Source organism: Pseudoalteromonas sp. McH1-7, from assembly GCF_013366255.1.
Taxonomy (GTDB): domain Bacteria; phylum Pseudomonadota; class Gammaproteobacteria; order Enterobacterales; family Alteromonadaceae; genus Pseudoalteromonas; species Pseudoalteromonas peptidolytica.
Genome location: NZ_JABWPQ010000020.1, coordinates 1 through 23,844, shown reverse-complemented (window position 1 = coordinate 23,844; position 23,844 = coordinate 1). Strand labels below are relative to the sequence as shown.

The following is a 23,844-nucleotide window of genomic DNA, read 5'->3' as shown; positions in this document are numbered from 1 at the left end:
AGAAACGAAAAGAGCTTCGGCTCTTTTCTTTGTTTTTGTGGAAGTAAAAAAATGACACAGAGCACTATGGCTACACGCAGTACCTTACAAACATGGTTTGCGTTTATCGTACCGTCATTGATTGGTATTTTTTTATTTATGACGCCCGTTGCTGTTGGCGAGGCGATGACTATTCCAATAGCCGTGATGGCAAAGTGGTTGCAAGCGCAGGTTGCGCCTTTTATCAAAGATATGATTGTTGCTATTGTTTGTATCACAGGGGTGATGAGTTTGATTATTAAGCTCTTTAAACCGCAAGCACTATTAAAAATAAACATAATAAGACACTTATTTGATGTCAGTTGGGTTTGGCTTGTAACCAGACTTATCGGCATGGTGTTTATTGTGCTTACTTTCAATGGTGTTGGTCCGGAGGCTATACACTCAGAAAACACTGGCGCACTTGTACTTAATGACCTGTTACCGGTGCTGTTTTCTGTTTTTATCCTCGCTGGGTTATTGTTGCCACTATTACTTAATTTTGGTTTACTCGAGATGGTTGGCACTTTACTCACCAAAGTGATGCGTCCCTTATTTGGTGTACCAGGCCGTAGTGCGGTAAATTGCGTCGCTTCGTGGCTAGGAGATGGTAGCGTCGGTATTTTGATGACAGCGCGTCAGTATGAAGATAAACATTATACACAGCGAGAGGCGGCCATCATAGGCACTACTTTCTCAGCAGTTTCCATCACGTTTTGTTTGGTCGTGATAGGCCAAGTGAAGCTCGAGCATCTATTTGCGCCATTTTACCTTACCGTATGTGCAGCAGGCTTCGCCGCGGCAATCATTGTTCCACGTCTACCACCACTTAGATTTAAAAAAGACATATATATTGATGGCACAGATCATAACCAAGATTCAGAAGCGGTTCCTGAAGGTAAAGGATTGCTTCGCCACTCTTTGGATGTTGCATTAACCAAAGCCAAAACAGCACCAGGTATAAAAGGTACGGTGGAAGAAGGGCTTCATAATGCACTTGATATGGTATTTGCTGTGTTACCTGTAGTTATGGCTGTGGGTACTTTTGCTCTTATCATTGCTGAATATACACCAATATTTCAGTATCTAGGTACTCCATTCGTACCTTTCCTAGAGTTTTTAAATGTGGCTGAGGCAGAAAAGGCCGCACAGACAATCGTTGTAGGCTTTGCGGATATGTTTATTCCATCAATTCTTGCGGCAGGCTCCATTGAAAGTGATACAACAAGATTTATTGTTGCGGCAATGAGTGTTACTCAATTAATTTATATGTCTGAAGTGGGTGCACTGCTTCTGGGAAGCAAAATACCAGTAAACTTATGGGAATTGTTTCTGATTTTTATTCTAAGAACGCTGGTAACATTACCCGTTATTGTACTTATGGCTAAATGGTTAATTGGTTAACTAACGCATTAGTAAGCTCCCTACGAGAGGTAGGGAGCTATAAGCATACTACCTAACGCCAGCTCGCTACAGGCCTTTCTTATCAGTGCTTGCTCTACACATAAATACCAGCTTTGCCTCTGGTTATTATGAGGAGACGGAGAACCTATCCAAGCGCAAGGCAGCGCCTTGGATGGTAAGTTCCAATATGTTGAAACTGACTATGCTCGCCAGTGTTTAGACTAATTCAGATTATCTATGTCCTTTTTTAATTGGTAACCTTCATCCGTTACAATTTGCTCAAGTGCTGCTACTCGGGATTTTAGCGCATTAATTTCAGCTTGCAGCTGTGCTTGTTGCTCCTTAGTGTGAGTGCCCGCTTTTTTAAATTCCAAACGTCGCTTGTACATCTCACTAATGATGCCGCCGCCGACACAAATTAGTACGATGAGAAAAACCATTGTAGTGCCTGACATGACAGTATTACTCCTTATAAAGAATATCATCTAGACTTTGTTTCGACTCAACTTGAAGGTTCAAATCTAGAGTTTATTAAAATTGGTATAATTTCGTAATGTTATCCGCAATAAAAAATGGCATCACGAAATAGCCCATGATGCCATTAAGTATATTAAAAAGTGAACTGACAATTGTCAGTTAGCACTCAATGATATTTACTGCCAGCCCGCCACGAGCTGTTTCTTTATATTTTGTTTTCATGTCATTACCAGTATCGAGCATGGTTTTAATGACTTTATCCAACGACACTTTTTGATCGCCAGTACCGCGCAGTGCCAGTCTCGATGCGTTAATCGCTTTAATTGAACCCATTGCATTACGCTCTATACAAGGTACTTGCACTAAGCCTCCAACAGGATCGCAAGTAAGGCCTAAATTGTGCTCCATACCAATTTCAGCTGCATTTTCAACATGGACAACGTTACCACCCATAATTTCAGTGAGCGCGCCTGCGGCCATAGAGCAGGCAACACCAACTTCACCCTGACAACCAACTTCAGCGCCTGAAATTGAGGCATTTTTCTTGTATAGAATACCAATAGCGGCTGCTGTCAGCAGGTAGCGAGTCGCAATTTCCATATCAACTTCTTTGATAAAGGTATGGTAATACATCAACACAGCAGGAAGAATCCCCGCGGCGCCATTTGTCGGTGCAGTCACAACACGGCCACCTGCTGCGTTTTCTTCATTAACCGCAAGGGCAAAAAGATCGACCCAGTCCATTGCTCGCAGCGGATCTTGATGCGTCTCAACACTTAACTTTAAGTATAAACTTGGTGCCCGTCGACGTACTTTTAGTCCGCCCGGTAGGATGCCTTCGGTCTTCATGCCGCGCTCAATACAGGCTTTCATGACTTGCCAAATGTGAAAAAGCGCTTCTTTAATTTCACTTTCGTTTCTTAGCGTCTTTTCGTTTGCCATCATCAAGGATGACACACTAAGACCAGACTCTTTGCACATCTCCAATAGCTCAGCTGCTGAATTAAATGGATAAGGTGCCGGATTTTCCGTTCTAATATCAAGGGCCGCTTGCTTCTCAGCTTCGAAGTTTTGGTCTGTAACAATAAATCCACCGCCAATTGAATAATATATTTGACTGTGGACGAGCTCTTCACCATTAAATGCCTTGATTTCCATTGCATTTGAATGTTTTGGCAGTGTTTTTCTGCGGTGAAAAACAATAGCCCCTTGTTTGGGAAACTTAACTTTATACTGTTTATCAAGATAGATAACTTGTTCATTCTCAATAGTATCAAGAATTTCAGGAACGAGATCTGCGTCAATTGTTTCAGGGTCGTAACCTGCAAGTCCTAGAATGACTGCCTTGCCAGAGCCATGCCCAATTCCAGTTTGACCCAATGAGCCATAAAGCTCTACTTTCACCGAGGTGATATTATCAATAATGCCTTGTGCTAATAAGTCTTGAACAAAAAGCCTAGAAGCACGCATTGGTCCAACAGTATGAGAGGAGGAAGGTCCAATACCGATACTGAACATATCGAATGCACTGATCATAAATTTTACTCACATTGCCTTTAAAACGGACGTCATCATAACGTGTCTGTAGAGGGAAGTAACCCAAATTCGGCAAAACTGATGGGGTAAGGCTATTTTTATGGACCACAAGCGCCAAAAAAGGGGAGAGCGAGCGCGAAACTACATAAAAGATCTCAAAACAATGAGTCGAATCACTTATGGCTACACTAGCTGGATAAACTGTTTTACGATTTTAGCTGTCGCGCCCCATAGTAAACCATGAGGCGTCATAAACCCTTCAAGAGAGACTGACTCTCCTTTATGGATAAAATTGAAGGTCTGCCAATTTTTTTGTGCCTTGAGCTGTTTCAAAGGAAGCACAAAAGTATGCTGGACTTCAGCACTTTGTCCTAGCCATTTGGCATGCTGATGTACCTTAGCTACGACGGGAGTGATTTGATAGCCTGTCAACGTGCTCAATAAGGGCAGCGTACCTAACACTTGAGATTCTGTGATAGACAAACCAATTTCTTCTTCGGTTTCCCTAAGCGCTGTATTAATAATATTGGCGTCTTGTTGTTCGACTTTACCACCTGGGAAGCAGATCTGACTTGGATGACTGTTTAGAATATTACTGCGTTTACAAAAGAGTAGGTGTGCGCGGTCATGGACGCTTACGATAGGAAGTAATACTGCACTGTGCACAGTATTTTTTCGTGCAGCTTGATTTATAGTCGTATGCACAGCGCCTTTTGTTTGCTGCACTGGCGCAGCTGATGACGCCAGTAAAAATTGCGAGATTACTTGATCAGTTTTCATTTAATACTGGTAAAATCTTGTTTACTTTATGATACGTTTCCTCGTACTCAAGCTGGGCTTGAGAGTCCTTTACTATACCACCACCTGCCCAACAATAAATTTTATTTTGATGACAAACTAATGTACGAATAGTAATGGATGTATCCATATTTCCACATGCACTTAGGTATCCTATCGACCCACAATAAACGCTACGTCTATGCGGCTCAAGCTCTTCGATTATCTCCATTGCTCTTATTTTGGGGGCGCCAGTAATTGAACCGCCAGGGAATGCGGCCTCTAATTGATCCACCGCGCATTTGCCTTCGGCCAATTCGGAAGTGATTGTGCTGACTAAGTGGTGAACCGCAGGAAAGCTCTCAATATCAAAAAGAGCAGGTGCTGTGACTGAGCCTGGTTTAGCTACTTTACCTAAATCATTTCTAAGCAAATCAACAATCATGACATTTTCAGCGCGATCTTTGGTGCTGTTGCGAAGTGCTTTTGCTTGCACAAGGTCGGCTTGCTCATCGGGCAAACGAGGCAGGGTTCCTTTAATTGGTTTAGTCTCAACAACATTATTTTTTACTTGGATGAAACGCTCAGGAGATACAGATAGCACTGCGCTATTTCCAAGTGTGTAAAACGCTGAAAATGGTGCACGATTGCTATTTCTAAGTTTCTTATAGGCAAGCCAAGGAGCACCATCATATGTTGCGCTGAAACGCTGTGCGAGATTGATTTGGTAGCAGTCCCCACTGAGTAAATATGCTTGAATCTTGTTAAACTTATCCTCGTACTGTGTTTGAGACATGTTTGAACGCCACGTTGATGTGAGAGTAAATGCGTTGTAGCACGAGGGCGCTTCTATACGGCTCAAGTAATTTGCTAGTCTATCGGTTTTTGGTTGAGAGACGTAGAACCACGCATTAGCGGTTTTATCAAAAATAAGTGCATCAGGGTACAGCCCGATATGCGTATCAGGAAGCGAAATATCTTGGTCGGCTGTACTGGGAATTTGTTCAATGTAGCGGCCAAAGTCGTAACCAAAATAGCCAAGCCATCCCCCAGTAAATGGTAAACCATGGCTAGCTTGACTTTGATTCATTAATGCCAGTTTACTTTTCATGATGGTAAAAGCAGATTGATCCATTATTTTACCGTCTAAATAAATGGCACCGTCCCGCGCTTCAAGTGTATGCAAAGGTTCAAAAGCGATAATGTGGTAGCGACTGTTGATATGTTCAGAATCACACGAATCTAACAGGATCGCTTGCGTTTCGTTTGCAAAGTATTCAAAAAGTTCAACTGCACTCAGTTGAATGTCTAATTTAACACAGTTTATTTGCTCATTTATCATTTACTTGACCTGCAAAGCTAGCCCCAAACGGGCGAGGAGGTTATCATAGTTGCTTGCTATTCCATAGTTCAAGGTATTGAAATTGACTTTCTGACGCTGAATAACAACAATTGCCAGCGTAGCGTTTCAATCCTGAACCATACCGTCGAAAATTGAGGAACCGTCATGAGCACAATCCGTCAGCAAGACTTTATTGATAGCATTGAAGATGCGCTTCAATATATCTCATTTTATCACCCACTTGATTTTGTCCAAGCGTTAGAGAAGGCCTACGAAAAAGAACAAAGTAAGGCTGCAAAAGATGCGATTGCGCAAATTCTTATCAACTCACGGATGTCAGCTGAAGGTAAACGTCCGTTGTGCCAAGATACCGGTATCGTTACTTGCTTTGTTAAAGTAGGTATGGATGTTAAGTGGGACAAAACGGACTTAACTGTTCAACAGATGGTAGATGAAGGTACACGACGCGCATACACCAATCCAGACAACCCGCTGCGTGCATCAATTGTCGCTGATCCTGCTGGTAGTCGTAAAAACACCAAAGACAACACGCCATCTGTTGTTCATATTGATATGGTACCAGGTGCAGAAGTTGAAGTGATGATCGCTGCCAAAGGCGGTGGCTCAGAAAACAAAACTAAAATGGTGATGTTAAACCCATCTGATGATGTAGCCGAGTGGGTAGAGAAAACGTTACCTGCCATGGGCGCTGGCTGGTGTCCACCGGGGATGTTGGGTATAGGTATCGGTGGTACTGCGGAAAAAGCAGCGGTACTTGCGAAAGAATCATTAATGGATCCGGTCGATATCCATGAATTAATGGAGCGTGGCGCTGAAACAGCGGAAGAAAAGCTACGTCTAGAAATTTTTGAGCGTGCTAATAAGTTAGGTATTGGTGCACAAGGTCTTGGTGGCTTAACAACGGTTGTTGATGTCAAAATTAAAACTGCACCAACCCACGCTGCATCTAAGCCAGTTGTTATGATCCCTAACTGTGCAGCTACTCGTCACGTGCATTTTACTCTTGATGGTTCAGGCCCTGCCGACTTGAAAGCACCAAAACTTGAAGATTGGCCAGAAGTAACTTGGGAAGTCGGTGAAGATACTCGACGTGTTAACTTAGACACACTGACTAAAGACGATATCCAAGAGTGGAAGATGGGTGAAACAGTATTACTTTCGGGTAAAATTCTCACTGGTCGTGATGCTGCTCACAAGCGCCTCCAAGAAATGATCAACTCAGGTGAAGGGCTACCAGAAGGCGTCGACTTTACTAATAAGTTTATTTACTACGTAGGTCCTGTGGACGCTGTTGGCGACGAAGTTGTAGGCCCTGCAGGTCCTACCACATCTACACGTATGGATAAGTTTACTGACTTAATGTTAGAGAAGACGGGACTTATCGGTATGATTGGTAAGGCTGAGCGTGGGCCTGCGACGGTTGAGTCGATCAAACAAAATAAATCCGTCTATCTAATGGCTGTTGGCGGTGCTGCATATTTAGTGGCAAAAGCGATTAAGAAGTCACGCGTTGTAGCATTTGAAGACTTAGGTATGGAAGCTATCTACGAGTTTGAAGTAGAAGACATGCCAGTAACCGTTGCTGTCGACAGCAACGGTGAAAATGCCCACACTCAGGGCCCTGCTATTTGGAAAGCCAAAATTGAAGAGCTAGATAGTAAGCTTAGTTAAGGCATCGTAACAGAGAAAAGGGAGGCATATGCCTCCCTTTTTCTGTATGTGATAGTTTACATTATCAAAGTGCTTTCCGTTTACGTAAACAGTAACTTCGGGAAATTCAAATAACTTAGATTAAATTCTGATTAAAGACTGTTTTTTAGGATATATTTGCCTTGATTTTATAATTTGTTGGATTTTATATTTGTATTTGAGTGCAAATGGGTTTATATCATCTCAATTTGTGGAATGGTGCTAAAGTTAGTGATAGAGTCTAGCCAATTTCAGCGCTATTTGCGTTTGATGAGTCGTAATATTACCTAATACCAATTTGACTTAATACTTGCTCAATTTGAAGGAGTAAATCTGACGCTAACTGCGTTAAAAATTTCTTATTTAGAACAACTAAATAGCAAAATTTTTGCCTGGTTATCGACAAGGTTTTCTCGCCCCAAAATAGACCACTTAATTAAGAAAATTGGTATAACATCAAACAGCATGCCCAAGTGGGATTGATAATTTTGGAGAAAAAGAAAGTGGCTGTATTTAACCAAGTTGAATTTGATAATCATGAGCAAGTCGTGTTTTGCTCGGACGAAGCGTCTGGCTTAAAAGCTATCATTGCTGTTCACAATACTAAGTTGGGGCCAGCGGTAGGTGGCTGCCGATTATGGAACTATGCGTCAGATGAAGATGCTGTGTATGATGTTTTACGTCTATCAAAAGGGATGACATATAAAAATGCCGTTGCACGACTGCCTTTTGGTGGAGGTAAATCGGTGATCATTGGTGACGCGAAAACAATAAAATCAGAAGCGTTATTTCGTGCATTCGGAAGACATCTTGAACGTTTAGGTGGCAGCTATTACTCAGCCGAAGATGTAAACATCACAACTGGTGATGTAATGACCATGCATAAAGAAACAAATTATGTGATGGGGCTAGAGGGCAAAAGCGGTAACCCATCTCCTTTTACCGCATTAGGTACTTTCCTTGGCATCAAAGCGGCATATCAACATAAGCATGGTCACGAAGATCTCGCTGGAGTTAAAGTTGCTGTACAAGGTTTAGGCGCTGTGGCATACACATTATGCAAATACCTTCACGAAGCAGGCGCAGAGCTTTTTGTTACCGACATTAACCAAGAGTCAGTACAGCGTGTTGTTAATGATTTTAACGCAACAGCTGTCAGTATCGATGAAATTTATGACTTAGACGTTGATGTTTATGCGCCGTGTGCGTTAGGTGCAACCATTAATGACGACACTATCCCTCGCTTAAAAGCGAAGATTATTGCTGGATGTGCAAATAATCAGCTGGCTGAATCGCGCCATGGTGAAATTATTCGCGAAAAGGGCGTTTTGTATGCCCCTGATTATGTGATAAATGCTGGCGGTATCATTAACGTTTATTATGAAACGAAACCTGAAGGTTATGATGAAGCGGCAGCAACTAAGCATGTTGAAGGTATTTACGATACGCTGACAGAAATCTTCAAGCGATCTGAACAAGAGCAAATTTCTACGCATATAATTGCAGACAAATTAGCACAAGAGATCATTAAAAACGGGCTATAATAGTGGAGCCGTTTAACTGATTTAGAGAGGGGCGCAAGCCCCTTTTTTTGTATGAAAAAGAAAATTTCTCTAGAAGCTTGGCCCCGTAAAGAACACTACGCTTTTTTCAATGAGTTTGAACAGCCGTTTTTCTCTGTGACTGTTACTTTGCAAATGCGGCGCTTATACGAGCTGAGTAAGCGAACTGAAACGCCTTTCTCACTAACATGCTTGTATGCTCTACAACTGGCATTACAGCAATACGCCCCAATCCGTTATCGTATTGAGTCAAGTGATGTTGTTGAGTACGATGAAGTGGAAATTAGCAGTGTATTTCTGCGTGATGATGAAACATTTAGGTTTGTAAGGTTGGCTCCCGAGCGTGACTTTAAGCGCTTCATTAGTATGAATCTTCACTGTAAAGCTGAACAACTGGATGGGCCGTTACTTAGTGAGCAGTTTTTATCAGAAAGTCTATCCCCAAATTGTGTCCATGTGTCAATTCTACCCTGGTTGTCATTTTCTAGTTTCAATCATGCAAGGCACAGTAGAGATGACTTTGGCATTCCTAAATTTGTTTTCGGAAAATATAATAAAGCAGATGGAACTATGCCGTTTTGTATCGAGGTGCACCATGCGTTAATGGATGGTCTACACGTCGCTGAATTCGTACGAATTTTACAGGAAAAAATAGATCAAGAGATTTGGGATAGATAAACAAATTTTGCGCTAATTTGCAGACGATGAAATAATTTTCGCATAATACAATGACATACTTTGTTTATCTTGCTGTTTTTTATGTTTATTCATTATATTTATGTGGAATATCTATTCAGCTTATTGGAATAAATCTGATGTAAAGCATTGTAAATAGCGTATGCAAAAGGTTGGTTTTACGAGAGTTCTGTATCTTTTGCTGTGTTTTTGATGTTAATTTTTTGTTTTCTATATAATTATTACTTATTTATTGACAAAAAATGTTTTCACAGCGAAGTTGACACATCGTGTTGCATTTAGCATTATTGAACGGTTGATATCTGTCAAATGATGTCAGGGTTGCTCTTACTACGTATTAAGAGCGCAAAAATTATAAAAGTAACATTACTTAATTGGTTGGGAACTATGTCTGTTAAAATCAGAAAGAGCCTTGTAGCTACGGCGCTTTTAGGCGCGACAGCTTTTGCAAGCAGCAATGTGATTGCAGATCCTTTGAATGACATACAAAAAGTAGGTCAACAAACTCAAACGGCTGCTAAAAAGTCTCAAGAAAAGATTGATAACCTATATGGTCAGTCTCAAGAAATGATCGCTGAATACCGTGGTCTTATCGACGAAACAGAACTGCTAAAAGTGTACAACGACCACGTTGCACGCCTTGTAGCAGACCAGAATGCTGGTATTGAGTCTCTTGAGCGTCAAATTGGTACTATTGATAAGACAAAACAGGACGTTGTGCCTTTGATGTATCGCATGATCGATACGCTTGAGCAATTCATCAAAGCGGACGTTCCGTTTAATCAAGAAACACGTTTAGAGCGTGTCGAGAGACTTCGTAGCATTATGACGAACTCTTCTGTAACGACTTCTGAAAAGTTCCGTCAGGTGCTTGAAGCTTACACACTTGAAACAGGTTACAGCACAACTATGGTTGCAAGCCAAGGTTCACTTGAACAAAACGGCAAAAATATCAATGTTGACTTCGCACGTCTTGGCCGTATCGCATACGTTGCTCAGTCGTTCGACCAAAAACACGCTTGGGTTTGGAATAACAACACCAAGAAGTGGGATCAACTGGGTGAAGAATATCTTAAGCCAGTTAAGAGCATGATCCGTATTGCTCGTAAGCAAGCGGCTCCTGAACTTGTAAACCTACCAATTTTTGGCGCGGAGTAATTAATGATGAAGAAACTATTTAAAGGTTTTGCAGTTGCTGCAGCGTTAACAGTTTCTGCTGGTGCCGCGCTGAATGCACACGCGAACACTGAAGCGTTGGACAAAATCTTAGAGCAGGTTAAACAAAACCGTATCTCTGAAGGCAAAATCAACAAGCAACGTGAGCAAGAGTTCTTAAACGACCGTGCTGACAAGCAAGCTTTATTGAACAAAGCAAAACGTGACTTAGCCGCTGAAAAAGCGCGTGGCGATCGTTTAAACGAGCAGTTTAAGCAAAACGAAATCACACTTGCTGAAAAAGAAGTTGAACTAGAGAATGCCAAAGGTACTCTAGGTGAAATGTTCGGTGTTGTTCGTCGTTCAGCAGCTGATGCTATTGGCTCAATTGAAGCATCACTTGTAAGTGCTGAAAAGCCTGGGCGTGCTGAAGTACTTCGTTCACTAGCGGAAGCGAAAGAACTTCCTACTACTCGTGAACTTGAAGAACTTTGGATTGCATTCCAGACTGAAATGACAGAGTCTGCAAAAGTTTCAAAATTTGAAGCTGAAGTTGCAGAGCTAAGCGGTGACATTAACGTTAAAGAAGTAACGCGTGTAGGTAACTTCAACCTAGTAACAAAAGACGGTTATGTAATCTACGATTCTGAAAACAAACAAATCGTTCCACTAGGTAAGCAACCAGGTGGTGAGCTTGCTGGTGTTGAGCGCTTAATCGGTGCATCTGCTGATCAATACGTTAAGTTTGCAGTAGACCCAACTCGTGGTTCACTACTACAACTTAATACTCAGCGCGCAACAATGGAAGAACGTTGGCACCAAGGTGACACGGTTGGTTATATCATCACAGCACTACTTATCTTAGGTGCGTTGATTGCGGTTATCCGTATGCTTGACCTATTCATCGTGAGCGGCAAAATCAAAGCGCAAATTAAAAACGCGAATAACCCGAACACAAACAACCCGCTTGGTCGTATCTTGAAAGTATACCACGATAACAAAGACCAAGACGTTGAAAACCTAGAGCTTAAACTTGACGAAGCTATCTTACGTGAAACTCCACGTATTGAGATGGGTGTAAATATCATCAAGATCCTAGCGGCTATCGCGCCACTACTAGGTCTACTAGGTACGGTTGTTGGTATGATCATGACGTTCGAATCAATCACGCTACACGGTACAGGTGATCCGAAGATCATGGCTGGTAATATCTCTCTAGCGCTAGTAACTACAGCACTAGGTCTAATTGCAGCTCTACCACTAATTCTACTTCACGCTGTTGTTGCTGGTCGTAGTAAAGCGGTTCTACACATCCTAGATGAGCAAAGCGCAGGTATTGTTGCCGCTCACGCGGAGAAGGAGAAAGCCTAATGTTAGTCCTGATGGAGATATGGGAATCTATCAGGGATTTTGTTGCTACAGGCGGCGATGTATTATACGTGGTCGCAATAGCACTCTTTCTAATGTGGGTTTTAATGATTGAGCGCTATTGGTTCCTGCTGGGCGAATTTCCTAAAATACACAAGGAAATAGTCACTAAGTGGGACGCCCGCCAAGATACTACGTCTTGGTACGCACACAGAATCCGCGATGCTTGGATTTCTGAAGCGTCTGAAAAATTAGATGAGCGTATGTTGATTATCAAAACATTGGTTGCAATGTGTCCTTTAATCGGTCTTTTAGGTACAGTGACAGGTATGATCACAGTATTTGAGACAATGGCTACTCAAGGTACGGGTAACGCACGATTAATGGCTTCAGGCATTTCAATGGCTACGGTACCAACAATGGCTGGAATGGTTGCGGCACTATCAGGTGTTTTCTTTAGCACGCGTTTAGAAGCACGTGCAAAAATGGCTAAAGAGAAGCTAGTTGATAGCTTGCCTCATCACTAGAGAGAGATTGAACTATGGCACGTAAACAACGTTTTCGTGAAGAGGAAGATGCAGCAGTAGATATGACGCCGATGCTAGACATCGTATTCATCATGCTTATCTTCTTCATCGTAACCACTTCTTTTGTTAAAGAAGCTGGTATTGAGGTTAACAAGCCAAAAGCGGCACAAGCACAAAAAACTAAGAACGCGAACATCTTCATTGCAATCCGTGAAAACGGTGAGATTTGGATGGATAAGCGTCAGGTAGATGTTGAACGTGTTAGTGCTAACCTTGAAAGTCTAATGGCCGAGCAACCTACAGACGTGGTAATTATTCAAGCTGACAAAGGCGCGAAACACGGCGTAGTAGTGAAGGTTATGGATCAGATCAAAGCGACTGGCGACAACCTGAAGATTTCAATAGCTGGAGATCAGTAATGATTCGACTTCTGTTTTCACTTCTAGCAGGTGGGGCAGTAACTCTCGGCTTGTTCTTTTTTATGTCGTATCTTATCTCCGGCGGAGCAGATAGGGCAGATGTTCAAAAAGAACAGATAATAGTTGAGATTATGTCGAATCCACCTGAATCAAAGGTGCAGCAGCGGAAGCGTGTCCCGCCTCCGCCGCCGCCACCGCCTAAACAGCCGCCTAAGCCGCAGCCGCCTCAGCCTGACGTTGCTGATCCGACAGGTGGTAACATCGGCTTTAATATGCCTAGTATTGATCTAGGTGGTACAGCAGGTGGTTTATCTGGACCAGGTGAGTTCGGTCGCGATGGTGATGCAACACCTATCGTTCGAATTGAGCCTAAATATCCACCGCAAGCTGCTCGTGATGGCAAAGAAGGTTGGGTACGCTTATCATTCACAATCAATGAACTTGGTGGTGTTGAAGACATCGAAGTTATTGAAGCTGAACCAAAGCGTATATTTGACCGTGAAGCTAAACGTGCGCTTCGTAAGTGGAAATACCGTCCAAAGGTTGTTGATGGTAAACCACAGAAACAGCCGGGCATCACTGTTCAGCTTGATTTCACATTGAACCAAGACTAAGGAGGCAGGATATGAAAAGTTTACCTAAATTTACAGCTCTTGCTCTTCTTATCGCACTGACTGGTGGTACGTACTCAGGATCAGTTTCTGCTGCGCCAAACTATGAAGAAATAGAAAAGCGTAAAGCGGCAAAAACTAAAATCATGGGTGAGCGGGTAGGTAAAAAAGTTGCCCAAGCTTTCGACTTATATAACGAAGAGAAAGTGGATGAAGCAATAGCAATGCTTCGTGAGCTAGACCCTTCTGATGAGTTTGACAAAGCAACGGTTAACCGTTATCTGGGTCAGCTGTATGCTCAAAAAGAAAATTACGCCGAGGCCATTAAATATACTCGTCAAGCAATTGCACCAGATGCGCTTAATTTTAAAGATCAAGCGGACATCATGAAGCTATTAGGTGACCTTTTATTGGGTACTGAAAAGTACGCAGAAGGTATTAAAGCCTATGAAGCTTGGATGGATTTCACTGGTGAAACTGATGGAAAAGTATATGGTCGTATTGCACAGGCATATTATGAGTTGAAGCAATTCAAAAACGTTATTGCTCCTGCTGATAAAGCAATTGCCGGTGTAGAAGAGCCTAATAAACAGTACTATCTGATGAAAGTAGCGGCTTACTTTGAACTGAAGCAGTTCAAAAATGCTGTGAAAGTTGGTGAAGAACTGGTTAGAGTTTTCCCAGAAGACCCTAAAGTGTGGACTCAACTTGGTGGTTTTTATTTGCAAACTGAAGATTACAGTAAAGGTATGACTGTAATGAAGGTTGCGTATGACAAAGGCTATTTTGCAAAAGAGAATGACTACAAAATTCTTGGTAGTTTATACTCTTTAACAGATAGTCCTTGGCGCGCTGCTCAAACTTTCGAAAAAGCCATCAAAGATGGCAAGATTGAACGTACAAAGCAGAACCTAACAGCACTTGCAAGTTATTATCATCAAGCTAAAGAAATCACTGACGCTGCAAAATTCTATGAAGAAGCAGCGAAAATTGATAATGATGCCGATCTTTATCGCCGAGCAGGTAGCTTGCTACATCAAGCACAAAAATATAGTGCTGCGGTAGTAAGGCTGAATAAGGCGCTTGAACTTGGTACTGATAAAAAAGGTAGTGCATATGCAGATCTTGCAGAAGCTTACTTCTATCAGGGCAAATTTAAGCAAGCCCACGCAGCAATCGTGAAGGCGCAGGATGACCCGAGTACTCGTAAGTTTGCGAAGAGTTGGGAAACCTACATTAAAGACAAAGCACAGCGCAAAGGCATCAGCCTTTAATAAAAAAGCCCCGAAAGGGGCTTTTTTGATTCTCAGATATGAAGTTAAGCCATGAAAAAGTATTCTTTAGCCTTGTTAATCTCAATCCTACTTTCCACGTTAACTGCATGTGGAGATAATAACCTCTCCCTCAATGAGCAAGAGTTCAGCTCAGAATTACGCGCGTTAAATAGCGCACTGTATAGACAGTCTGACTTGGAGATCAACGAGCTTCCGTTTACTGAAGCGTATCTAGAGCGTAGGCATTCAATCCTTTCAAATAAATTGCTCTCATCCAATGTAGCTATACATTCTGAATTAGATTATCTAAGAATTCAGCAGCGCTACCCCGAGCGCTACTTGCCCTGGCCTGGTAATGTACCTGTGATAGCGTATATTCAAGAAAAGGTGAGTACTGAAGTAGTTGATAAATGGTTTTTATTCGTCAAATCAAAGCTGGTAGAGGCAAGTGAAAGCAATATTAGGCTGAACCGACTTGAACACCAGGGATTACTGGAACAGTTGACTTCTGCTGATATAGCACTCCAATCACGTGATGACTTGATTAGTTACTTAAACAGCTACAAGCCAAGAGCAATGCTTGGTTTACATCAGCTTCCCAATGGTAAAGAGTGGTATCAATCTAAACTAAACTTTTATGGTTCCATAAAGACTTCACCTAACAAGGTATTGGCTAACTTAACTAAGCTTACTGTACATGATACAAATACAGTACCGCCAGTGATGCCGAATCTACATCGCCCTTACATTTTAGAGTTGCTACCAGATAGTTGTAAAAAGTTAACTGGGCTGAACTGGCGAGACGGCTTTGTTAATTTGCCAGCATCGGTTGCCAAATGTAAACAAGTAAGAAAACAGCATAAGATGTTATTGCTAACAATAATGGAAGTAGATTTGGGCTTGCACTACCAAGGGTGGTCACAACAGCAAGCATTTGTTGTGCTCAACTCAAGACTAGCGCTGAATGAACAACAAGCACAACAATTGATTGCTAATATCGTGTATTTTCCTGCAACTATTTTTGCTGCATATCCATACTTCTTGCAGCCTTAGCTTTACAACTTATACAGCGCTGAGTTGCAGGGTCTTGCTCTAGCAGCTCAGGCTCAATCGTTTGTTCACAATCGCAACAGTAACCAAATTGGCCGATCTCCATTTGACAAAGTGCAGCCTCGACTTTCATCAGCCGATCGTATTGTGGGAATTGCTCCGGATTAATCTTTTCCACCACAATATCTAACCACTTATTTGGCGGATTAACTTCTAAAGTGTTGGCAAGGTTATGTGTAAACTCATTGGGTGAGGATTTCAACTCACCTAAAAAGTCATTTCTCAGTGCAGTAAGTTCAGCCTGAAGGCTTTGCTCGTAGTTTATTACATTTTCATTCATGGGCGCTCTCCTATCCGACGCCCCATTATCATTTGGGTATAGCTTTGCTGTTATGATTTGAATCAAGGTCTGGAGATATTGCATATTTCTCAAGCACTCTAACGACATCTTGTTTGCTTTTAAGTGTTTTGATTTCGTCAAACACAAGATGGGCATCGTTATACTGACGCTTTAGATAGCTTAACCACTGTTTCGTTCTAGACGAAAAGTACTTGTCACTCATATTTTCATCTTGGTGCATTGAAGAATGCAATATGTGATAGACCACATTTTCCCATGAAAGCGGTGAGTAGGGCTTATCTGCTTTGTATGCTTTGATTTTAGCTGCTAAATCTGGCGTTGCTAATGCTCCGCGACCCAACATAAGATCTTGGCATTGGCTACGCTCCTGGCAACGCAGTGCATCCTCAACTTGCCAAATTTCACCGTTTGCGATAACAGGAATGGTTAACCTTGACAGTAAAGGCGGTATTTTTTCCCAATATGCAGGCGGCTTATATCCATCTCTTTTTGTCCGCGCATGAATAGCTAGGCTTGAGGCTCCGGCTTGCTGAACTGCATCGACAATCTCAGTGCTGTTTGCGTCGTCATCAAAACCAAGTCTAATCTTGGCACTCACCTCTTGCTCAGTTGGTACTGCTTCTCGCACCGCTTTAATAATTTGGTATATTTGCTCCGGTTCTTTTAGTAATACGGCGCCGCCTCTGCTTTTATTAACTGTTTTTGCAGGACAGCCAAAGTTAAGGTCAACTCCGTGAGAGCCGAGCTTTACAGCTTTTCTTGCATTGGCAGCAAGGGCGTGTGGGACTTGCCCTAGCAGTTGGATCCTAACAGGAGTTCCAGACTTCGTATAACCGCCATTGAGTAGCTCTGGGCAGTACCTGACGAAAACTCGGCGAGGAAAGGTGAGGTCAACAACACGAATAAACTCTGTGACGCAGAGATCAAACCCTCCAATATCAGTGAGTAGTTCACGCATTTTAAAATCGACGACCCCTTCCATTGGCGCAAGAACAAGTTTCATATAACAACCTCAGATACAGCAACATGGTGCCGCAGCAGATGACACCTTCAAAGCGCGCCATTTTAGCTAATCGTGCAATGTAAGTCATCAATAGTAGGGAGTTGGACTAAAGGTGTAATATTTGTAGGGAGAGCTTTGTTAATTTTTTAATTACTATTAGACTGGAGTAGGGTGAATTTAATACAAACACCGCGACGGTAAAGGATAGTTATCCCAAGCATACTTGAGCATGATACGGTAAACATGAAATTTTTAAAAAAGAGCGAAATAAAACTCTAGCCAGCTTGGTCTACTAATTGAATCAACTATTTTCGAGAGAGCATACAGTATGAATACAATTAAAAATAACTCTATCGCGCTTACGTTAAGCGCTGTGGTTGCAGGCACTGCGGGTCTTACTGCTACTGATGCAAACGCCAATCCATTTAGCTTTGAAACAATGACCTCGGGTTATCAACTAGATGCTGGTGAAGGCAAGTGCGGCGAAGGCAAATGTGGCGGCGATGCTAAAGGCAAAAAAGAAGGTAAGTGCGGCGAAGGTAAATGCGGCGGCGATGCTAAAGGCAAAAAAGAAGGCAAATGCGGCGAAGGTAAATGTGGCGGCGATGCTAAAGGCAAAAAAGAAGGCAAGTGCGGCGAAGGTAAATGCGGTGGTCATGCTAAAGGCAAAAAAGAAGGCAAGTGCGGCGAAGGTAAATGCGGCGGCGACGCTAAAGGCAAAAAAGAAGGCAAGTGCGGCGAAGGTAAATGCGGCGGCGACGCTAAAGGCAAAAAAGAAGGTAAGTGCGGCGAAGGTAAATGTGGCGGCGACGCTAAAGGCAAAAAAGAAGGTAAGTGTGGCGAAGGCAAATGTGGTGGTAGCCACTAATTACTGGTTATAAAACACACTTAACCCTACCTTATGGCACAGTGGATTTTGATGAGCTGTGCCATGATGTACCTCAGACTAAGCAAAACATCACCACAGAAATTGTTTTAGCTTTTCAGTATTATATCCGTCAACAGTAATCACTAAGGTGAGAGTAAATGGCAGCGAAGCTAGGTAATCTAGGACTTGGCCTACGTCGAGAAATGATTGAGGATGTGTTAAACAACCCTCCCGCGCAAATTGACTTTTTTGAAGTTGCACCAGAAAACTGGATAAAATTTGGTGGTAAGTTAGCCAAGCAATTTCAAGCGCTAACTCAAGCACACACGTTTATTTGCCATGGCTTATCCTTGTCTTTGGGGTCACCCGCACCGCTCGATACCGAGTTTCTATCACAGCTTAAAACATTTTTTAAGCAGCATAATATCCATACCTACAGTGAACATCTTAGTTATTGCTCTGGTGACGGTCACATGTATGACCTTATGCCCATACCGTTTACCGAGGAGGCTATTCGCCATACCGCAAAGCGGATCAAAAAAGTTCAAGATATACTTGAGCGTCGTATCGCGGTAGAAAATGTTTCTTACTATGCCGCTCCAGGTCAAGAAATGTCGGAGTTAGAATTTACGCTGGCGGTATTAGAAGAAGCAGATTGTGACTTACTTTTAGATGTAAATAATATTTACGTTAACTCTATTAATCATGGTTATGATGCGGAGCAGTTTTTGGCAGCGATGCCAACCGAGCGCATCACATACGGACATATTGCAGGGCATTTTGTGGAAGCTGATGATTTATTGGTAGACACTCATGGTGCTGAAGTATCTTCGCCTGTATGGCAATTGCTGCATCGAGCCTATGAGCTACACGGCGTATTTCCTACTTTGTTAGAACGAGATTTTAATATTCCACCTATGCCTGAATTACTGGCTGAGGCAGGGCAAATATCAGCCATTCAAGTTAAGTATTTCAATGTGGAAGAAAAGGTATAAACATGTCATTTGTTGAAACACAGCAAGCTTTTATGGCGTACATTCGCGATCCTGACAACCAGCCAGCGCCTAGTGGTATTGAATCTCGTCGTTTAAAAATATATCAAGAGCTGTTTTTCAATAATATAGAAGGGTTTGTGAGTAGTGCGTTTCCTGTACTTAAGAGCTTGTATCCAGCAACACAATGGCTTGCCTTAGTCAGGCAGTTCTTTGTCAAACACCATTGTAAATCACCGTATTTTCTGGAGATCAGTCAAGAATTTCTGCTGTTTTTACAAGGCGAATATGAACCCACAGCAACAGATCCGGAGTTTATGCTTGAACTTGCGCACTATGAATGGTTGGAACTTGATGTTGCCACAACAGTAGAATCACAGGATGAATATTCACTCGATGCCGATGCGCTGCGACATGCCAACCTCTATTTAGCAAGTACCACTCGAATTGCCCATTATCAATACCCAGTACATCAGATAAGCGAGACCTTTAAACCGGACAAAGTAGAGGGTCAAACCTTTAGCTTTGCGCTATTTCGTGACGACGAAGACGATGTACAGTTTATCGCATTAAATCCAATGACGGCACTAATGCTATCTGTTATTGAATCAAACGGTGGGGCGCAACTTTATGAAATTACTAGTGATATAGCCAAGCAAGTGCCTCAATTTAGTCAAGAGCAGCTATTTCAGGGAGCATTGCATACCCTTGGTGAATTGGCAAAACTAGGCATTATCAAAACGAAAAACCTTTAAGCAACGCGTAACATCGACTATTATACAGCCTGATTTTCGTCGTGCTTAAACTCGGACTAGGGCGCTGGTCAATACCATCTATATTAACTGGTGGTGCGAGTTATAAAATTAAAGGTAGTATCTATGTCTAAAGGTGACTTTAAAGATCCGTTTAATGCAAAATACTTTATTGCATTTGTTGCTGTTTTTGTTGGAATTGGCTGTCTAAACGCTATTCTTGGTTGGGCAACAGCGGTAGTTTAATCACGCAATTCATAAGGCTGCACTCGCAGCCTTTTTTGACTCTCGGCGCTTAATATACGAGTGTAAATGATTCATCCTGGCCGCGCGACTTAGAACATTAATCACATTATCATCGCCTTTTCGGCGCTAAATTGTTCGCTTTTTCCTCATCCTCACCTGTAAAATCAATCAGTCGGTTTCAACCTGATAGAAAATTGTTATAATCTGGCTCTTTTGTAATAAACTTAAAGCACAGTAATTATGACGACAGAGAATATGTCATTAATCAAAAATAGTATCGCAACGGTTCCAAACTATCCAAAACCTGGGATCATGTTCCGCGATGTTACTTCACTGCTAGCAGAGCCAGCTGCATTTAAAGCAACCATCGACGCATTCATTGCTGCATATAAAGATGGTGGATTTACTAAGATAATTGGTACCGAGTCACGAGGCTTTATTTTTGGAGCGCCGCTTGCTTATGCGCTTGGCATTCCATTTATTCCAGTACGTAAGCCAGGGAAATTGCCACGCGAGGTGATCAGCCAATCTTATCAACTGGAGTATGGCGAAGATATCCTAGAGCTACACGCTGACGCCATTGAAGCGGGTGATAAAGTACTATTAGTTGACGACTTATTAGCAACAGGTGGTACTATTGAAGCAACCGCAAAATTAGTTAAGCGTCTAGGTGGTGAAGCGACTGACGCGGCGTTTGTTATTTCGTTACCAGAGCTTGGTGGTGAAAAGAAAATCCAAGATCTTGGGATCAACATTCTCTCTTTAGTAGAGTTCGAAGGCGAATAAGCATGAGCTATCAGGTTCTGGCGCGTAAATGGCGTCCACAAAATTTCCACGAATTAATGGGGCAGGAGCATGTAAAGCAAGCTCTAGTAAACGCACTTAATGAAAAGCGTCTACACCATGCCTATTTATTCACAGGAACACGAGGTGTGGGCAAAACAACGATTGCTAGGATCTTCGCTAAAAGCTTAAACTGCGAACAAGGCGTGACTTCAACGCCTTGTGGTCAGTGTAGTGCGTGTACTGAGATTGAAAGTGGCAAGTTTATCGATTTAATCGAGATTGATGCCGCGTCTAGAACCAAAGTTGAAGACACCAGAGAGATTTTAGACAACGTACAGTACGCACCGACTCGTGGCCGATTTAAAGTTTACCTTATCGATGAAGTGCATATGCTATCTAAGCATAGTTTTAATGCGCTACTAAAAACGTTAGAAGAGCCGCCCGAACACGTAAAGTTTTTGCTGGCCACAACGGATCCGCAAAAGCTACCAGTAACGATTTTATCTCGCTGCTTGCAATTTAACCTCAATGCGATGACACAAGACCAAATTGTTGAGCAGCTGCAAAAAATACTGCCAATGGAGCAGATAGAGTTTGAGCTTAGCGCGTTACAAACGCTCTCAAAAGCCGCTGACGGTAGTATGCGTGACGCTCTTAGCCTCACGGATCAAGGTATAGCACAAACTAATGGTAATTTAACATTGCCAGCTGTACAGTCCATGCTTGGTCTAATGGACAGCGCACATGCGATTATTCTTCTGTCTGCGGTGTTGTGCCACGATGGCGAAGCATTACTTGACGGTATAGAAAGAATAGCGCGACAAAATGGTAATTTTGTCAGTGTGCTAGACGACTTGATCGCACTTTTGCACGTTATTCAATTAGCGCAGCTAGTGCCTAGTGCTGCACGTCTATCAAATTTTGATAATAACGATATCAAGTTATTTGCAGAGCAGCTAGCGCCGCAACAAGGTCAACTACTGTACCAATTACTCTTAAATGGTAAAAAAGACCTAAAATGGGCACCAGAACCTAAACTTGGCTTTGAAATGGTGATGTTACGCCTCATGGCGTTTGAAAAAGAAAGTCACGTTAGTATGAGCAACATGCCGTCTGCATCGCAGAAAGAGGCAAAGCCAAGTAAAGTAGGCAACCTGCGTGAACTTTTAAAAAAGCCAACGGCTGAAAATACCTCGGTTGCAAGCGCACCACAGAGCCAGCAGGGTACTGCACCAGTTGCACCTGCACCGACTTTGCCACCAGCCACACCCCAAGCGCCAATATCATCAGCACCCGTGGGGCCAAGCTCACAACCTGAAGCTGACGAAACACAGATAGCAAGCCAATATGATAGCGTGATGTCACAGGCCGTAGCGCAAGGCTTTCAAGAGCAGGTTGTAACGCCACAACCAGAGTATCAGTCTGCAAGTAGTACTTTTTCACCAGCACCAGATGAACAACAAAGCGAACAAGCGATATTGTCATCATCAGATGATGCGGTAGAGTCAGTAACATCTCCTGCAAGTACCCCGGTGTCAGAGCAACAAAGCCAAGCGCAGTCTGCTATAGCGAGGATTTTGAAAAATCGCAACATCTCAGGTGCTGGTAAATTGGTGGGAGCCGATGGTGAGGTAAAAAAGTCTGAGGCGCCGAGTGCGCCCATGCAAATGCCAAAGCCTGCGGCTATGGAGAATGTGCATGTCGAGCCACAGGTAGCGCAAACGGTTGAGCCTCGTCCGGTAATAAAAAAGCCAAAGAAAGAGGCGTTCCAGGCGCGTCATCGGCCAATCACAGAAAATCTAGCGCCGGAATTGCTTGAGCAGTTATCACCTGTAAAACATGATGATAATGAGCAAAAGACACAAGTTGAAATTCCAGCTCCGGAGAACTTTGTCAGCCCAATTAGCGACATTAAATTTGCATACCAAAGTGATGATTGGGCAAATATGATTGAAAAAATGCAACTAGGCGGGCGCATTCGTCAATATGCACTTCACAGCGTGTTTACGCAAGAAGGCGAGCAGGTGCAACTGCAAGTAGATGCAAGTCAACAGCACTTAGACTCTGGAGTTTTGAGAGAAAAATTAACTGAAAGCCTCAGTGCTTTGTTAGAGAAGCCAGTATCGCTGGAAATTAATTACATAGAAGCACTAAGCAGTACTCCGTTTTTAGTGCAGCAGCAGCTTGATGAGCATAGATTGATGCAAGCAAAAACAGCAATGCGCGAAGATCCACTCGTCAGCGCATTTGTTCAAGAATTTGACGCAATGCTGGATGAAAATAGCGTCCAAGCATTGTAATTAGGGGCGTTAGCCCTTATCTTTTATCACAGTAAACCAAATTGAAGTATAAGAGAGCAGAATATGTTTAAAGGCGGAATGGGCAACATCATGAAACAAGCGCAGCAAATGCAAGAGCGCATGGAAAAAGCCCAAGAAGAAATCAAAAGCTTAGAAGTCACTGGTGAAGCAGGTGCAGGCTTGGTAAAAGTCACTATGCTTGGTAGCCATAACGTACGTCGCGTTGAGATCGACGAGAGCCTTATGGAAGACGACAAAGACATGATTGAGGATCTACTTGCCGCTGCGGTAAACGACGCTGTCCGTCGTGTAGGTGAAGAAACACAAAAGCGTATGTCAGAAGTTACCGGCGGCATGCAAATGCCTCCAGGCTTCAAAATGCCGTTCTAATTTAGAATTCCATAAAAATAGCGCCTTCAGGCGCTATTTTTTTGTTTTAAATTGCGGGATACCAAATAGATACCAAATCAAAGTATCCGATATTAAATTTTGATGTGAGTACATACACATGACATTGTAACTCCACCCAATTCAGTACAGCGCTTTCGTAGAATTTTATGCAGCTTCAAGATAACCAATTGGTGTCATATCGCCAAGTGAATCATGAGGC

The 23,844-nt window shown here is 42.6% G+C and carries 23 protein-coding genes; 17 read left to right on the top strand and 6 right to left on the bottom strand.

Annotated elements, in window-relative coordinates; all coding sequences use genetic code 11:
- Nucleotides 1-51 precede the first annotated feature (51 nt).
- The gene (locus HUZ36_RS14575; protein WP_147390186.1) at nucleotides 52-1,422 is read left to right on the top strand and encodes a YjiH family protein; all 1,371 of its coding nucleotides are present in this window, start codon (nucleotides 52-54) and stop codon (nucleotides 1,420-1,422) included.
- A gap of 221 nt (nucleotides 1,423-1,643) precedes the next feature.
- Here HUZ36_RS14575 and HUZ36_RS14570 read toward each other — a convergent pair whose 3' ends face one another.
- From HUZ36_RS14570 to pabB, 4 genes are all read right to left on the bottom strand, one after another.
- Complete coding sequence (locus HUZ36_RS14570) at nucleotides 1,644-1,877, bottom strand: hypothetical protein (RefSeq protein WP_128730510.1); 234 nt, start codon at nucleotides 1,875-1,877, stop codon at nucleotides 1,644-1,646.
- A 181-nt stretch (nucleotides 1,878-2,058) separates the two neighbouring features.
- Entirely contained in the window at nucleotides 2,059-3,435 is a 1,377-nt protein-coding gene (locus HUZ36_RS14565) for an L-serine ammonia-lyase (RefSeq protein ID WP_147390187.1), read from the bottom strand.
- 183 nt (nucleotides 3,436-3,618) lie between these two features.
- Complete coding sequence (locus HUZ36_RS14560) at nucleotides 3,619-4,215, bottom strand: NUDIX hydrolase (RefSeq protein ID WP_128730508.1); 597 nt, start codon at nucleotides 4,213-4,215, stop codon at nucleotides 3,619-3,621.
- Complete coding sequence (gene pabB / locus HUZ36_RS14555; RefSeq protein ID WP_176033226.1) at nucleotides 4,205-5,554, bottom strand: aminodeoxychorismate synthase component I; 1,350 nt, start codon at nucleotides 5,552-5,554, stop codon at nucleotides 4,205-4,207. The genes HUZ36_RS14560 and pabB overlap by 11 nt, the downstream gene beginning before the upstream one ends.
- A 165-nt stretch (nucleotides 5,555-5,719) precedes the next feature.
- Here pabB and HUZ36_RS14550 point away from each other — a divergent pair, with 165 nt between their 5' ends.
- The 10 genes from HUZ36_RS14550 (at nucleotide 5,720) to HUZ36_RS14505 (ending at nucleotide 15,929) form a co-directional block, all read left to right on the top strand.
- A complete protein-coding gene (locus HUZ36_RS14550; RefSeq protein ID WP_125252436.1) occupies nucleotides 5,720-7,246 on the top strand; it encodes a fumarate hydratase in 1,527 nt (508 codons plus the stop codon).
- A gap of 521 nt (nucleotides 7,247-7,767) precedes the next feature.
- Entirely contained in the window at nucleotides 7,768-8,808 is a 1,041-nt protein-coding gene (locus tag HUZ36_RS14545) for a Leu/Phe/Val dehydrogenase (protein WP_128730506.1), read from the top strand.
- Nucleotides 8,809-8,859: 51 nt separating this feature from the next.
- Entirely contained in the window at nucleotides 8,860-9,504 is a 645-nt protein-coding gene (locus HUZ36_RS14540; protein WP_128730505.1) for a CatA-like O-acetyltransferase, read from the top strand.
- Between the two features lie 405 nt (nucleotides 9,505-9,909).
- Nucleotides 9,910-10,680 (top strand): DUF3450 domain-containing protein, encoded by a 771-nt coding sequence (locus HUZ36_RS14535; protein ID WP_176033225.1) that lies wholly within the window; start codon nucleotides 9,910-9,912, stop codon nucleotides 10,678-10,680.
- Between the two features lie 6 nt (nucleotides 10,681-10,686).
- Nucleotides 10,687-12,048 carry a MotA/TolQ/ExbB proton channel family protein gene (locus tag HUZ36_RS14530; RefSeq protein WP_176033275.1) on the top strand — a complete coding sequence of 454 codons (1,362 nt, stop codon included), beginning with the start codon at nucleotides 10,687-10,689 and terminating at the stop codon, nucleotides 12,046-12,048.
- Nucleotides 12,048-12,572, top strand: a complete 525-nt coding sequence (locus tag HUZ36_RS14525; protein ID WP_125252440.1) for a MotA/TolQ/ExbB proton channel family protein — start codon at nucleotides 12,048-12,050, stop codon at nucleotides 12,570-12,572. The genes HUZ36_RS14530 and HUZ36_RS14525 overlap by 1 nt, the downstream gene beginning before the upstream one ends.
- 14 nt (nucleotides 12,573-12,586) lie before the next feature.
- Nucleotides 12,587-12,991: an ExbD/TolR family protein gene (locus HUZ36_RS14520; RefSeq protein WP_099642010.1), complete on the top strand. Its 405-nt coding sequence runs from the start codon at nucleotides 12,587-12,589 to the stop codon at nucleotides 12,989-12,991.
- Entirely contained in the window at nucleotides 12,991-13,605 is a 615-nt protein-coding gene (locus HUZ36_RS14515) for an energy transducer TonB (RefSeq protein ID WP_176033224.1), read from the top strand. Before HUZ36_RS14520 ends, HUZ36_RS14515 begins: the two co-directional genes overlap by 1 nt.
- A gap of 11 nt (nucleotides 13,606-13,616) precedes the next feature.
- Nucleotides 13,617-14,876: a tetratricopeptide repeat protein gene (locus tag HUZ36_RS14510; protein ID WP_128730504.1), complete on the top strand. Its 1,260-nt coding sequence runs from the start codon at nucleotides 13,617-13,619 to the stop codon at nucleotides 14,874-14,876.
- Nucleotides 14,877-14,927: 51 nt separating this feature from the next.
- Entirely contained in the window at nucleotides 14,928-15,929 is a 1,002-nt protein-coding gene (locus tag HUZ36_RS14505; RefSeq protein ID WP_254879560.1) for a hypothetical protein, read from the top strand.
- Here the strand turns inward: HUZ36_RS14505 and HUZ36_RS14500 are convergent.
- Entirely contained in the window at nucleotides 15,892-16,266 is a 375-nt protein-coding gene (locus tag HUZ36_RS14500) for a TraR/DksA family transcriptional regulator (RefSeq protein ID WP_176033223.1), read from the bottom strand. The genes HUZ36_RS14505 and HUZ36_RS14500 overlap by 38 nt on opposite strands.
- Nucleotides 16,267-16,294: 28 nt before the next feature.
- Nucleotides 16,295-17,290, bottom strand: a complete 996-nt coding sequence (locus tag HUZ36_RS14495) for a tRNA-dihydrouridine synthase (RefSeq protein ID WP_176033222.1) — start codon at nucleotides 17,288-17,290, stop codon at nucleotides 16,295-16,297.
- Between the two features lie 328 nt (nucleotides 17,291-17,618).
- Between HUZ36_RS14495 and HUZ36_RS14490 the strand changes: the two genes are divergently transcribed.
- From HUZ36_RS14490 to HUZ36_RS14465, 6 genes are all read left to right on the top strand, one after another.
- Nucleotides 17,619-18,158, top strand: a complete 540-nt coding sequence (locus HUZ36_RS14490; RefSeq protein ID WP_176033221.1) for an HvfA family oxazolone/thioamide-modified RiPP metallophore — start codon at nucleotides 17,619-17,621, stop codon at nucleotides 18,156-18,158.
- Nucleotides 18,159-18,316: 158 nt separating this feature from the next.
- A complete protein-coding gene (locus tag HUZ36_RS14485; protein WP_125252446.1) occupies nucleotides 18,317-19,153 on the top strand; it encodes an HvfB family MNIO-type RiPP peptide maturase in 837 nt (278 codons plus the stop codon).
- A gap of 2 nt (nucleotides 19,154-19,155) precedes the next feature.
- On the top strand, nucleotides 19,156-19,905 hold the full coding sequence (locus HUZ36_RS14480; RefSeq protein ID WP_176033220.1) for an HvfC family RiPP maturation protein: 750 nt from the start codon (nucleotides 19,156-19,158) through the stop codon (nucleotides 19,903-19,905).
- A gap of 483 nt (nucleotides 19,906-20,388) precedes the next feature.
- Nucleotides 20,389-20,934, top strand: coding sequence for an adenine phosphoribosyltransferase (gene apt / locus HUZ36_RS14475; protein ID WP_128730500.1), 546 nt, complete (start codon nucleotides 20,389-20,391; stop codon nucleotides 20,932-20,934).
- 2 nt (nucleotides 20,935-20,936) lie between these two features.
- Nucleotides 20,937-23,234, top strand: a complete 2,298-nt coding sequence (gene dnaX, locus HUZ36_RS14470; protein WP_176033219.1) for a DNA polymerase III subunit gamma/tau — start codon at nucleotides 20,937-20,939, stop codon at nucleotides 23,232-23,234.
- Nucleotides 23,235-23,297: 63 nt separating this feature from the next.
- On the top strand, nucleotides 23,298-23,624 hold the full coding sequence (locus HUZ36_RS14465; RefSeq protein WP_010368987.1) for a YbaB/EbfC family nucleoid-associated protein: 327 nt from the start codon (nucleotides 23,298-23,300) through the stop codon (nucleotides 23,622-23,624).
- Nucleotides 23,625-23,844 lie beyond the last annotated feature (220 nt).

Excerpts from the sequence above, each read along its gene's own strand:
- HUZ36_RS14485 (WP_125252446.1), top strand. The coding sequence starts at position 18,317 with ATGGCAGCGAAGCTAGGTAATCTAGGACTTGGCCTACGTCGAGAAATG.
- HUZ36_RS14570 (WP_128730510.1), bottom strand. The coding sequence starts at position 1,877 with ATGTCAGGCACTACAATGGTTTTTCTCATCGTACTAATTTGTGTCGGC.
- HUZ36_RS14525 (WP_125252440.1), top strand. The coding sequence starts at position 12,048 with ATGTTAGTCCTGATGGAGATATGGGAATCTATCAGGGATTTTGTTGCT.
- HUZ36_RS14565 (WP_147390187.1), bottom strand. The coding sequence starts at position 3,435 with ATGATCAGTGCATTCGATATGTTCAGTATCGGTATTGGACCTTCCTCC.
- HUZ36_RS14550 (WP_125252436.1), top strand. The coding sequence starts at position 5,720 with ATGAGCACAATCCGTCAGCAAGACTTTATTGATAGCATTGAAGATGCG.
- HUZ36_RS14510 (WP_128730504.1), top strand. The coding sequence starts at position 13,617 with ATGAAAAGTTTACCTAAATTTACAGCTCTTGCTCTTCTTATCGCACTG.
- HUZ36_RS14520 (WP_099642010.1), top strand. The coding sequence starts at position 12,587 with ATGGCACGTAAACAACGTTTTCGTGAAGAGGAAGATGCAGCAGTAGAT.
- HUZ36_RS14530 (WP_176033275.1), top strand. The coding sequence starts at position 10,687 with ATGAAGAAACTATTTAAAGGTTTTGCAGTTGCTGCAGCGTTAACAGTT.
- pabB (WP_176033226.1), bottom strand. The coding sequence starts at position 5,554 with ATGATAAATGAGCAAATAAACTGTGTTAAATTAGACATTCAACTGAGT.
- HUZ36_RS14575 (WP_147390186.1), top strand. The coding sequence starts at position 52 with ATGACACAGAGCACTATGGCTACACGCAGTACCTTACAAACATGGTTT.
- HUZ36_RS14500 (WP_176033223.1), bottom strand. The coding sequence starts at position 16,266 with ATGAATGAAAATGTAATAAACTACGAGCAAAGCCTTCAGGCTGAACTT.
- apt (WP_128730500.1), top strand. The coding sequence starts at position 20,389 with ATGACGACAGAGAATATGTCATTAATCAAAAATAGTATCGCAACGGTT.
- HUZ36_RS14495 (WP_176033222.1), bottom strand. The coding sequence starts at position 17,290 with ATGAAACTTGTTCTTGCGCCAATGGAAGGGGTCGTCGATTTTAAAATG.
- HUZ36_RS14560 (WP_128730508.1), bottom strand. The coding sequence starts at position 4,215 with ATGAAAACTGATCAAGTAATCTCGCAATTTTTACTGGCGTCATCAGCT.
- HUZ36_RS14490 (WP_176033221.1), top strand. The coding sequence starts at position 17,619 with ATGAATACAATTAAAAATAACTCTATCGCGCTTACGTTAAGCGCTGTG.
- dnaX (WP_176033219.1), top strand. The coding sequence starts at position 20,937 with ATGAGCTATCAGGTTCTGGCGCGTAAATGGCGTCCACAAAATTTCCAC.
- HUZ36_RS14515 (WP_176033224.1), top strand. The coding sequence starts at position 12,991 with ATGATTCGACTTCTGTTTTCACTTCTAGCAGGTGGGGCAGTAACTCTC.
- HUZ36_RS14540 (WP_128730505.1), top strand. The coding sequence starts at position 8,860 with ATGAAAAAGAAAATTTCTCTAGAAGCTTGGCCCCGTAAAGAACACTAC.
- HUZ36_RS14505 (WP_254879560.1), top strand. The coding sequence starts at position 14,928 with ATGAAAAAGTATTCTTTAGCCTTGTTAATCTCAATCCTACTTTCCACG.
- HUZ36_RS14480 (WP_176033220.1), top strand. The coding sequence starts at position 19,156 with ATGTCATTTGTTGAAACACAGCAAGCTTTTATGGCGTACATTCGCGAT.
- HUZ36_RS14465 (WP_010368987.1), top strand. The coding sequence starts at position 23,298 with ATGTTTAAAGGCGGAATGGGCAACATCATGAAACAAGCGCAGCAAATG.
- HUZ36_RS14535 (WP_176033225.1), top strand. The coding sequence starts at position 9,910 with ATGTCTGTTAAAATCAGAAAGAGCCTTGTAGCTACGGCGCTTTTAGGC.